At 47.9% G+C, this 10,971-nt stretch carries 13 protein-coding genes and 1 pseudogene; 6 read left to right on the top strand and 8 right to left on the bottom strand.

Annotation, left to right across the window (positions count from 1 at the left end):
- From RMO52_RS08205 to RMO52_RS08190, 4 genes are all read right to left on the bottom strand, one after another.
- The coding region (locus RMO52_RS08205) for a hypothetical protein (protein ID WP_310412781.1) at positions 1-251 on the bottom strand (251 nt) is incomplete at its 3' end.
- A complete protein-coding gene (locus RMO52_RS08200; protein ID WP_310412777.1) occupies positions 248-976 on the bottom strand; it encodes a V4R domain-containing protein in 729 nt (242 codons plus the stop codon). The genes RMO52_RS08205 and RMO52_RS08200, both read right to left, overlap by 4 nt.
- A gap of 118 nt (positions 977-1,094) precedes the next feature.
- Positions 1,095-1,565 (bottom strand): 2Fe-2S iron-sulfur cluster-binding protein, encoded by a 471-nt coding sequence (locus RMO52_RS08195; protein WP_309742073.1) that lies wholly within the window; start codon positions 1,563-1,565, stop codon positions 1,095-1,097.
- 21 nt (positions 1,566-1,586) lie between these two features.
- Positions 1,587-2,474 carry a hypothetical protein gene (locus RMO52_RS08190; RefSeq protein WP_310412773.1) on the bottom strand — a complete coding sequence of 296 codons (888 nt, stop codon included), beginning with the start codon at positions 2,472-2,474 and terminating at the stop codon, positions 1,587-1,589.
- A gap of 550 nt (positions 2,475-3,024) precedes the next feature.
- Between RMO52_RS08190 and RMO52_RS08185 the strand changes: the two genes are divergently transcribed.
- Complete coding sequence (locus RMO52_RS08185; protein ID WP_309741788.1) at positions 3,025-4,203, top strand: hypothetical protein; 1,179 nt, start codon at positions 3,025-3,027, stop codon at positions 4,201-4,203.
- A 176-nt stretch (positions 4,204-4,379) separates the two neighbouring features.
- On the opposite strand, the gene purQ is transcribed toward RMO52_RS08185, so the two are convergent.
- Entirely contained in the window at positions 4,380-5,036 is a 657-nt protein-coding gene (gene purQ, locus RMO52_RS08180; protein WP_309741789.1) for a phosphoribosylformylglycinamidine synthase subunit PurQ, read from the bottom strand.
- Between the two features lie 174 nt (positions 5,037-5,210).
- Positions 5,211-5,471 (bottom strand): phosphoribosylformylglycinamidine synthase subunit PurS, encoded by a 261-nt coding sequence (gene purS / locus RMO52_RS08175; RefSeq protein ID WP_309741790.1) that lies wholly within the window; start codon positions 5,469-5,471, stop codon positions 5,211-5,213.
- Between the two features lie 286 nt (positions 5,472-5,757).
- Here purS and RMO52_RS08170 point away from each other — a divergent pair.
- From RMO52_RS08170 to RMO52_RS08150, 5 genes and pseudogenes are all read left to right on the top strand, one after another.
- Positions 5,758-6,129 (top strand): annotated as a pseudogene (locus RMO52_RS08170) (Fur family transcriptional regulator); the annotation flags it as partial.
- A gap of 89 nt (positions 6,130-6,218) precedes the next feature.
- The gene (locus RMO52_RS08165) at positions 6,219-7,349 is read left to right on the top strand and encodes a glycosyltransferase family 4 protein (protein WP_396134919.1); all 1,131 of its coding nucleotides are present in this window, start codon (positions 6,219-6,221) and stop codon (positions 7,347-7,349) included.
- Between the two features lie 128 nt (positions 7,350-7,477).
- Positions 7,478-7,828 (top strand): hypothetical protein, encoded by a 351-nt coding sequence (locus RMO52_RS08160; protein WP_309741793.1) that lies wholly within the window; start codon positions 7,478-7,480, stop codon positions 7,826-7,828.
- Entirely contained in the window at positions 7,818-8,150 is a 333-nt protein-coding gene (locus RMO52_RS08155) for a YtxH domain-containing protein (protein ID WP_309741794.1), read from the top strand. The genes RMO52_RS08160 and RMO52_RS08155 overlap by 11 nt, the downstream gene beginning before the upstream one ends.
- A gap of 60 nt (positions 8,151-8,210) precedes the next feature.
- Positions 8,211-8,582: a DUF948 domain-containing protein gene (locus RMO52_RS08150; protein ID WP_309741795.1), complete on the top strand. Its 372-nt coding sequence runs from the start codon at positions 8,211-8,213 to the stop codon at positions 8,580-8,582.
- Positions 8,583-8,875: 293 nt separating this feature from the next.
- Here RMO52_RS08150 and RMO52_RS08145 read toward each other — a convergent pair whose 3' ends face one another.
- Positions 8,876-9,421, bottom strand: coding sequence for an RNA-binding protein (locus RMO52_RS08145; RefSeq protein WP_310412770.1), 546 nt, complete (start codon positions 9,419-9,421; stop codon positions 8,876-8,878).
- A 685-nt stretch (positions 9,422-10,106) separates the two neighbouring features.
- Positions 10,107-10,971, bottom strand: an 865-nt coding sequence (locus tag RMO52_RS08140) for a helicase-related protein (protein WP_310412767.1), incomplete at its 5' end; no start/stop codon positions are given.

Genomic DNA, 10,971 nt, shown 5'->3' with positions numbered 1-10,971 from the left:
TTTCCTCGCGGCTGAATTCCTGAAGTCGGCTGACGATCCCGCGTTCGTTCCTGTCGCTCTAACTCAATATTTTGGCGATCTAGTTCGAGCCTTTGCTCTAACTCCACTCGACGCAGATGTCTTTGTTCTTGCTCGATCTCGCGAAGCTGTCGATTTTGGGGTTTAAATAATACCCGCAACAATCTGACGACCCCGCGCATAAACCGGACTAAGGGATTTTTCTTTAATCGATGATGTTTGCGACTTTTCATACTGCACCTGCGGCGATCGATAGTTCGTTATCGGGAGCGACTTCTCCAGCTTCAAAACGTTCGGCAATTTCATTAGCTTTGGCACCAGAAGAAAGCCAAAACTCAGCAGCCTGGATGCGTTCTTCAGAGCCGATCAAAAATCGACAAAAATCGTTACCCATCGCATAGCATTGGATTTCTGTACTGCACAGATTTTGCTTGAAGGCAACACTAAAGAAGCCAGCCAGAATACCCGAATACATGTGACATACTGGTTTGCCCATATATCCCAACGTTTTGGCGACTGCCGAATCATATAAATCGACATAGAAAAAGCCACTTGCCCGATTGTCTAAATTTGGCGACCAAGTGCCCCATCCCTGCACTGTATAGGGCCACCACCATGTTTCCATTGCGAAACCCAAATTAGATGTCTCTAAGGTCAATTTATAGAATTCTTGAAACCAAGATTGAAATAGTACGGCATCCTGTTTGCCCCATTCAAGTCCAATCTCATAACACAGCCATCCTGCTGCGTCTCCCACTTCATGTTCTAGTCCCTTTAGTAGCGAAACAATGAAGTCTTCCCCAACGAGTAGATTGCGCTGACGATGGTAATCAGCAATCTTCCCTTGCGCCATATCAAACTGAAAGAATTGCGATCGATTATAATGGGCTACGTCTTTGGTCGAGATAATTGGATTGGGTGTATCTCGGACTATTTGTTTGCGATCTTGAGATATCATAATGTAGCTCTGCGTGGCGATTGCTAGATGTCAGTTGTGGTTAGAATGTAGTAAATGCACTGTATATATCTGGTTAAGCTTAGTAATCCCAGTTTGACGATCGTTATTACTATTAAATTTATTTGTTTGACAAAAGATCGTTAAATTTACTACTAGCTTCTTTCATTTTCTCTAGCGCCGAGCGGAGGACCAACTTACCTGCTTGAACCAATACTTCCCCAGTCATCGGATGGATCAGTGTTTTGTCAGCTTTTTTACCGATCTTCCGTTCTAAATCCTGCTCTGACTCCACAAAAGTTCCGAGCGGCAGCTCGATAACAATCCCCTCACCAATCGCCCGAGTTTGACAAGCCAATCGCGCACCGGGTCGATCGATCTTGGTAAACTGAAAGGTCATCTGTTCCTGTTTGGTTGGCGCTGTCAAGGCTTCAGTGCCACCTACTACGAAAAAATGGCATGAAGCACACATGCCTTGTCCGCCACAGATTTGATTGATTAAGATATCGTGTTCTTTAAATACGGATAAGAGTGTAGAATTTTGCTCGGCTGCCACTTGCTTACCATCAATACTAATCGTAATTGTTGCCATGAGATAATTGGGTGGGTGAGTTTAGGATCTAATTAATAGGTCTGTTGCTAGCGGCGAGAGGTTGGCATGAGTGAGAATCGAGCGATAATCGATAATAATCCGTTCGCATTCTTCAATAAATAGCCGTACCCAAACCCTCAAGCTCTGAAGATCCTCGGGTGTTATCTCTTGCACTAACATGTTCTCATGACAACTGAGTTTACTGAAGTGATCTGCCGACCAGTTTTGCATCGCCGGAAACTCATCAATAATGCGATCGTGAGCCTTGCGCCAATAGTTACCTTGTGCTAGCGGTCCAAAATAACTATTACTAACTGTGACGATTTCATCTAATGCTGCGAGTAGATCTCGACCGAATATTTTTGGCTGAATTAGCGATCGATCGGCAGATATTACAGTAACATTTGGTGTTGGTTTACTGCCTAGTGGTTCGCTGGTTAACTGCTGACGATTGGGGTGAGCTGTCGTCAATTTTTCTGAAGGCATGGTTCGCCGATCGCGCCGGGCTGGATCGATTTTTACTAATAATTGATTGAGACTATTAGCATCTCTAGTAATCACATCTGTCAAACCACAAGTTTTGACTAATTGACGAAAAGAATCAATAATTATGCCTTGCGAAGATAGGAGATAAATTGGTAATTTGGGCTTGATTTTATGACATGCCTGGGCGATCTCTGAGTAGTTGGCATTATCGATCTTCCCCAAAACTACTAGTTGCGGTCTTTCTAAATTCGTCCGCTCCAGCAGTTGCTGATAGTTCTTGGCAATCTTAATTCCGGCATGGAATTCTCGATCGATTGTAGCCACGATCCGATCGATCTCTACTGGATCTGATTCCGCTACTAATATTTGAAGTGGTTGCAGATCGGTGTCTGTCATATTTTTGATTTCGATACTGATGTGCATCTCTTTAGATGTGACAGGTCTACAGAGCTTGAGAGGGCGGTATGAGTATTTAGAGTACTAGCGATGTCTGACAACCTCCGCGATTGTCTTTCGATCCTGTGGAGAGTATTTCATATCTAAGATTATGCCCAGATTTTTCAGTGAGATCGCACTTTGAGACGGACTTACGCAAAACAGCGCTTTTAGCTCCACGATCTGCTCAGTTCTCCGACAGCAGTCGGTAGTGGTACCACTGGGGATCTTCACTCGTGCAGATTCCCAAATTGACAACAGGCATGTGCCAGTTGAGCAACTGTCCATCACAAATCTACACTTTTTCGTCACAAATCTACACTTAAAACTTTACACATAGAAATATAGTAGCTTGCTCGAAACTGAAACTCACACTGGGATTGAGGTATAAGATTTAGGATTACCGCTCGATCCACCAGTCAAGCGATCGGGTTAGTGTAAAAAAAGTGACACACGTCATACTTACTTACTGGATTTAGCGCGTACAGTCGTTATGTAAGCAATTATCAGCTCACATTCTCAGGGGAAAAACAATACCATGAACGCGCATCATCACTGTCTGCCAGCTACTAGTAGTCGCCAAAAATCGAATGTAGTATTACTATCTAGCAAGCAGCCCTTACCCGACATGTTAGTCGAAGCCTTACAGTCACAGGTAAAGGCGAGTGCAGAGCAGATTAAAGATGTGGCAAATCGGATTGCGGTGGAAGTCGATCGGATTTGTGCCAAAAGCGAGCGAATTCAACAGTCAGGGATCGGTGAATCTTGGCGCGTGGGACTGGCACGTCACCGAGTATCCAAATGTCTTTATTATTACCAACTGGGTTCTAAACAGGGACGGATCGAACTGCACAGTCATCTGAGTTCGATCGTTTACCGTTATATTACGATTCCCCAGTCGCAGCTAGGATTTCAAGCCAGATACTCTTTGATTGAAGACTTTTTGCAAGAGTTTTATACTGAGTCTCTCAAAGCTTTTCGGCGCGAGAATGCTCTCGGTGATACTTATACGCCCCGGAGCTTACTCCAATTGGCAGAGTATATGGTCTTTTGCGAATGTTATGCCAAACGCCGGATTCATCTGCGGTTTGGGAGCAGTCAACAGTTATTAGTCCTCCGCGCTCAAACTTTTGCCAAACGTCAGCCTAGTGAGACATCAGTAGACATCGAGCAAGCTTTTGAAACCGCACGAGACGAAGACGGCGATGCTGGCTCGAAATTGATGCAGCAAATTCGTGCCAAGATGGTGTCGGATAATGTCGATGCGACCGATGGTGTATTACGCGATCGAGTAATCGAAGAATTGATCGCTTATTTAGAAGCCCAAAATCAATCTGCTTGTGTTGATTATCTATTACTAAAAATGGAAGATCTCTCAGCACCAGAAATTGAAAAAACTTTGGGATTAACCACCCGCGAACGCGACTATCTCCAACAAAAATTCAAGTATCACATCGAAAAATTTGCCCATGTTGCCAATTGGGAATTGGTACACCAATGGCTAGGAGTAGAGATCGATCGCAAACTTGGTTTGACAGATCGCCAGTGGGAAATCTTTGCCGCACAATTATCGATCGAGCAACAATCGCTCATGCAGCTCAAACAAGCCAATCACAGCAACGAGTCGATTATGAAAGCGCTCCGCTTGACTGAGAAAAAATTTCAGCTCCGCTGGTCGGAATTGCTGCAATTAGCCGCACAGATTCGGAATGAGTGAGGAGATGGGAGATGGGAGTTGGGAGGGGTAATGGGTAATGGGTAATGGGTAATGGGTAATGGGTAAGAGGTAAAAGAACGATTCACAGTCTCCCAGTCTCCTCTTCTCCCCGTCCCCCAGTCTCCTAGTCCCCTCGTCCCCCAACTCCCAACTCCCACCTCCCACCTCCCATCTCCCTATCCCACCTGATTTTTAAATAAATGAATACCATCACTGCTACCCAGGAGGGGATCGGCGGCGCGTTCGGGGTGGGGCATCATGCCGAGGACGTTTCCGGCTTGATTGCAGATGCCAGCGATATTATTGAGTGAGCCATTCGGATTGGCACCAGCGTAGCGAAACAAGACTTGCCCGTTGGCTTCGAGTTGAGCGAGGGTGTCGGGATCGGCATGGTAGCAGCCTTCGCCATGTGCGATCGGGAGGGTAATCGCGCTATTGTGACTATAGCCCTGAGTCCAAATAGAGTCAGTCCGCTCGACTTGCAACGGCACCCGATCGCAAATAAAGTTGAGATCGCGATTGCGAACCAATGCTCCAGGCAATAATCCTGCCTCCGTTAGCACCTGAAAACCATTACAGATACCCAAGACATATTTACCCGCCTCAGCATGGGCGACAACTTGTTTCATAATAGGTGAAAATTTCGCGATCGCACCACAGCGTAGATAGTCACCATAACTAAATCCACCCGGCACCACGACGACATCGACATCATGTAAGTCGGTTTCTTCATGCCAAATCGTGCGCGTAGGTTGTTTGAGTAAATCGCGGGTGACATACACCACATCGCGATCGCAGTTTGAGCCAGGGAAGACAATTATTCCGAATTTCACAATAAGTTAGGAGATGGGAGATGGGAGATGGGAGATGGGGGGACTGGCAGTTCGGCTGCCGCTCACTGACCAGGGGATGAGGGGACTGGGGGACTAAAGAGCCAGGGTGATAGGAGATGTAGAAATTGTTCCATTACCTTTTACCTTTTACCTTTTACCTCTTACCCCTAAAACCTAAAGCCTATCCGCCAGCTCCACTCGATAATTCTCAATAACTGGATTAGCCAGAAGCTGGTCGCACATGCGATCTAGTTGACTGTGGGCTTCGGTTTCGTCAGTGGCGGCGAGATTGACTTCGATATATTTGCCGATGCGGACGCTTTCGACATCAGTGTAGCCCATGTGGGCGAGTCCAGACTGGACTGCGGTGCCAGCGGGGTCGAGAACGGAGGGACGAAGTGTGACGTAAATGCGGGCGTGATATTGTTGCTTCAATGGAATCCCTCAACTTTGCGATAATTTAGATAGTGCCGCGATTACCTACGGTAGGCGTTGCCAACGTCGCAACTTAAATCTATCATCACCAATTGTAGACTAGTACTAACATCTGCTGTCAGTTGAATGCGATCGAGTGTCAATTTTGTAGAACACTAGTTTGAGAATTTCTCTGCGAACATATCAGTGCCAGCATTACTCACCCAGTCGTGGTAACTAAATCTCAATCCCAACCCTAACACCCCAACGCCCAAACCCCAAACCCTAAAGCCCAAACCCTAATCCTATGAAATCCGATCGAACTCGCAGCCAAGAACGTATTCTACAACTATTGAAGCAATGCGATCGCGCAATATCGGCTCAAGATATCTATGTCGAACTGCGGGCGAGCGATCGAGCAGTGGGGTTGGCGACGATTTACCGTGCTTTAGAGAGTCTAAAATTGGAGGGTGTCGTCCAAGGTCGCACATTATCGACGGGCGAATCATTGTATAGTTGTGTGCAAGCAGATCGGCATCATTTGACCTGCCTGCATTGTGGAGAGTCGATTCCGATCGATGAATGTCCAGTGGAACAATTAGAACACCGACTCGAATCGCTCCATCAATTTAAAATCTACTACCACACGCTAGAATTTTTTGGAGTATGTTTGACTTGTGGGTCGAAAGAAGTAAATAATAGTCGCGATCGTCAAGTTATTCATTTGCATCACCATCATAGCCACGATCGAACTACACAGGGGCCTGCATGACTTTTGAGAGTTTTATGAATTCAATCGGGGTTGCCGATCCGCACGGACGCGGTTGGCTCTCTGTAGTGCTAACTTTTATGTTTGCATGGATAGTAACCTACTTATTTATTCCCAAAGTTAGAACGTTCGCGCTCAAGGTGGGTTGGGCGGACGAACCCAACGCCCGCAGGCTACATCAAGAACCGCGTCCTAATGCGGGTGGATTGGCGATTTATACCGGGGTAATTGCGGCGGTTATTTTAGCTGGCTGTCTAGCACCGATCGTACTGGCAAAAGTCCAGGTTGCGGTGCTGGCGATTTTATTGGGTGGCTCGGTGCTGGTGTTAGTCGGTTTCATCGACGATCAATTTGGCGGATTGCCAGCACTATTTCGATTGCTCGTCCAAGTCTTGACAGCTCTATTATTAGTAGTCTGTGGCATCCAGATTCAGGTTATTTACTTTGGTGCGCCGATCGATGGCATTTTATCGATCGGTTTTACAGTGCTGTGGATTGTCGGCATTACCAATGCCGTGAATTTGATGGATGGTATGGATGGTTTGGCTGGCGGCGTAAGTTTTATTACGGCGATGAGTCTGTTGGCGGCGTCAGCTCAATTTGAAGCGCGAGCTGCTGCAACCCTCATCTGTGCGGGTGTGGCGGGAGCAGTATTGGGTTTCCTGCGACACAATTATCACCCCTCGCGGATTTTTATGGGCGATGCGGGAGCTTATTTTTTGGGCTATGTATTGGCGGCAACGAGTATTTTGGGCAATGCCAAGGTGACAACGGTAACTTCGTTAATTCCCACGATCCTGTTATTTCTCGTGCCAGTAGTCGATACCAGTCAAGTGATTATCAAACGTCTGCTATCAGGTAAAAATCCCCTGAGTACGCCGGGAAAAGACCATTTACACCATCGACTCTTAGCACAAGGATTTTCGCAACGACATTCGGCGGTAATTTTGTGGGCGGTGACTTTGGCTGGTGGGATAGTAGCGATGCACATGCAGGGGATCAGACAGATGGCGATCGTGGTAACGGCGATTGGGATTGCCATGCTACTGATTTTGACCGTGTGGTTGCGACTGCGCGCGATCGTGGCGATTCCAGACAAACCGACTCCGAATACTGATGAAAAACTCTAGTTTCCAGCACCATCGTGCGCGATTTAGTTCACTCCTGCCGATCGGTCGAGAGCGCGTAAAATGACTTTCTCTGGCTCGATCGGGATACTTGCAGGTATTTTATCATTCAGTGGATTTCTACCCTACTGGTGGGCAATTTGGCGCGGGCAGACTCGTCCAAATCGAGCGACTTGGTGGATCTGGTCGGTTGTCGGCGTCGCGTTGGCGGAGCCTATCGAGCCGCAGGTGCCGATGCGACGATGTGGGTACCGATTACCTATGTTATCGGGCCGCTAGGAACGAGTTTGCTAGCAATAAAATTTGGGGAGGGGGGCTGGACAAAATTAGATCGGATCTGTCTGGTGGGAGTAGGAATCGGTTTGATATTATGGAGACTAGATCTACTCGCTGTTGTGGCTCGGCAGCGCGAGCAGACGCAGAGCAATTTGAATTCATCCACCTTTTTAGTCCCACGTCGATACTATAACTATGGCAGGTAAAAATCGCGGTACATTTTTAGGTGGTGTCGTCCTCGGTACGGTCATTGGTACCGTGACGGGGCTACTAGTAGCTCCCCGTGAAGGACGAGACACGCGCAAGCTGCTGAACAAAGCGATGACAGCAGTGCCCCAAATGGCTGAAGATATCGCCAGTAGCGTGCAACTGCAAGCTGATAAGCTCTCGTCCGCTGCGGGCGATCGCTGGCATGATACACTCGATCGGCTGGCAGTAGCGATCTCTGCGGGCATTGTTGCCAGTCAATCCGTCCGCGAACCCAACTCGAACGACCGTCCTCACGCCACCAAGGAAATTGATGAGTAGCATTCTGGGTCATCGACCTAAATCAATTATCAATTATCAATTATCAATTATCAATTAATTTTGACATTTATCGATCCGGTGCTATTTCTGGGCTGCTCCATTCTGCTGGTTGCTGTAAGTTTGACAGCATTGGTAGTTAGTGCTTTTCCTGCGATTCAAGACTTATCTCGCGCCGCTAGAAGTGCCGAAAAGCTATTCGATAGACTCGATCGAGAATTACCGCCGACACTCGAAGCAATTAGGCTTGCAGGCTTAGAATTGAGCGATCTGGGCGATGAAATGTCCCAAGGTGTCCAAAGTGCCGCCACTGTAGTCCAACAAGCTAATCTCAGTCTGACTGAAGTCAAAAAACAAGCGGGGAATGTCCGCACCAATACGCGTAGTGTTTGGGTGGGAGTCAGAGCCGCTTGGCAAACGTGGCGGAGAGGGTAGATGGGAGATGGGAGATGGGAGATGGGAGATGGGAGAGGGTAATAGGTAATAGGTAATAGGTAATAGGTAATAGCCCGTAGGGTGGGCACTGCCCACCATCTAGGTTTCAGGCATTATCTATTTAATAAATATTTGCACCCACCTACTTAATAGAGCAATTTTCAGTCCCCCCGTCACCCCGTCCCCTCATCCCAACTCGCAAAAAAATTACCCGGTACATCAATGTCCCGAGCAATTAGTTAATTTACCTGCAAGCAATTGCAGTCTGTCGTCACTATTGAGGCGATATGCGATTAGAGATTACCAGATTCAGCCAATTTATCCTTGAGTTCGGCAAGCTTTCCAGCCCAGCGAGGATCGGGTTGGAAGTCACTATTAGTAGCGGTAGTGCTATGAGTGGTAATCGCTGCGCTCTTGCTACCATCTTTGCGACTGCCTTTTTTGGCACCGCCACCACTACGGCGGGGAGTACTGTCGCTAGCGCTAGCGCCACTGTTTTTATTACTTAAATTAGGTTTAGGAATGCTGCTGGGTTCTCTTGGCTCGGTAGATTCGCCTTGTTCGCTATCTTCATCATCTTGTCCTTTGGCTTTGGGTAAAGCTTTTTCGATTTTGATGGGTAGCTCTTGAAACATGGTGCCATTGTACTTTTCGATGATTTGGTCTGCTTGCTCGTCAGTTTCGACGGTAACAAAGCCAAATCCCCGGCACTTCCCAGTTTTGCGATCTTTGATCACTTTGACGGAGATTAGCTCGCCAGCATCGGCAAATACAGTTTCAAGTTCTTCGCGCTCCACATCTGATTTTGGTAAGTTGCCCACATATAAACGAATCGACATATCGAAATTCCTCCAGACTGGAATTAAATTAGCTTGCTTGCAGGGGTTTCCCCTGGGTGGGGATAGCCTCAATTTCGGGCGGACGAGAAACTGCTATAGAAGTGTCTTAGTATTCCAAATCATCGCAGTTGAGAGTCTCGCGGACATAGTGACAATCTTGGCACCTCGCCGTTAGCAATTAACTATTTAGAGTAGCTGTTGCCACGATCGCCGCATCGCCGCCTGTGCATGACTCATCAGGCGGTGAATTAACTATCGCTGCTTGAGGATAAATTGGCACCGATAATGTCTGTCTCCTCAGTCCTCTATCTTAATGTTTTTTCACAAACTCGATGATACCCCTATTTAAATTATCACGTCTGGGCATAAGCGATCGTCAATACACCGATTGATTTAGTCCAGTTTGGCACGATCGACTCTCACCGGGGGCATATTAGTGCGACGAATATCGTGGGGTTAGGTCAGGGGTAAGAGGTAAAAGGTAAAAGGTAAGAGGTAAGAGGTAATAAATATTTCGATGTGTCGTTCTCTAGTTAGAGGTTGGAATTCCGGTTTTCGATTGCTAACAATCGAGAATATTCCAATCAAAAAGGTGGGCATTGCCCACCTTTGACAGTCGATTCAAATAGATCTGATTGTGACTGGTTAACCAGTGGCTGGATACATCGACCCAGCCCACTTGTGGTTAAACCCGTTCTTCGCTGCGATACCCACCGCGATTGTCGCGGCTGTCGCGGCTATCGCGTTCGTAACGGCTGCTTTCATTGCGAGGGCTGCTGTCGCGACGATCGTAACGACCGCCACCAGCACCGCTACCACCGCTGCGGAGGACTGGTTTGCCACCAGCACCGCCGCCACCGCCGCCACTGCGACGATCGCTACCACCGCGAGGTTTGTAGCTGTTGGAAGAGCGTTCGCGATCTTGGATTTGGGGTTCTTCCATATCCAGCCATGCGGGTCGAGTTTGGTCGTATACCAGTTGCAGTGCTGCTGCGGCAACGGTATGTACGTCGTACTCTTCACCCATTTTGGCAACGATCGGCAAGAAGGATGCTACCCGTTCGCCGGAAAGTGCTTCTTGGACTTTGCCTTGAATCTTCTCGACGTGGGCTGCTTCTACTTGCGCGCGCGTCGGGATCTGACAGACTGCTAGAGACTGTTTGACGCGACGTTCGATCGCTTGGAGTTTGCGACGATCGAGGGAGTGAATCAGGGAGATGGCTACGCCTTCTTTACCAGCACGACCCGTCCGACCGATCCGGTGGATGTAGTTCTCGACGCTATCGGGCAAGTCATAGTTAATGACGTGGCTGAGATGATCGACATCGAGACCCCGTGCGGCAATGTCGGTGGCGACGATCCAGCGGACTTTATCGCCCCGGAATCGTGCCAATAAGCGTTCCCGCTGGGTTTGAGTCAGGTCGCCATGATACTCATCCGCGCTGTGTCCGGCAGATTGGAGTTGGTTGGTGAGTTCGGCTGCGGCTTTCCGGGTGCGGACGAAGATGATTGCTGATTCTGGGCGCTCAAGTTCGAGAATTGGTTGCAGC

The organism is Chamaesiphon sp. OTE_8_metabat_110, from assembly GCF_031382685.1.
Classification (GTDB): Bacteria; Cyanobacteriota; Cyanobacteriia; order Cyanobacteriales; family Chamaesiphonaceae; genus Chamaesiphon.
Note: the sequence above shows the minus strand (reverse complement) of the source record. Positions and strands in the feature narration are given on the sequence as shown.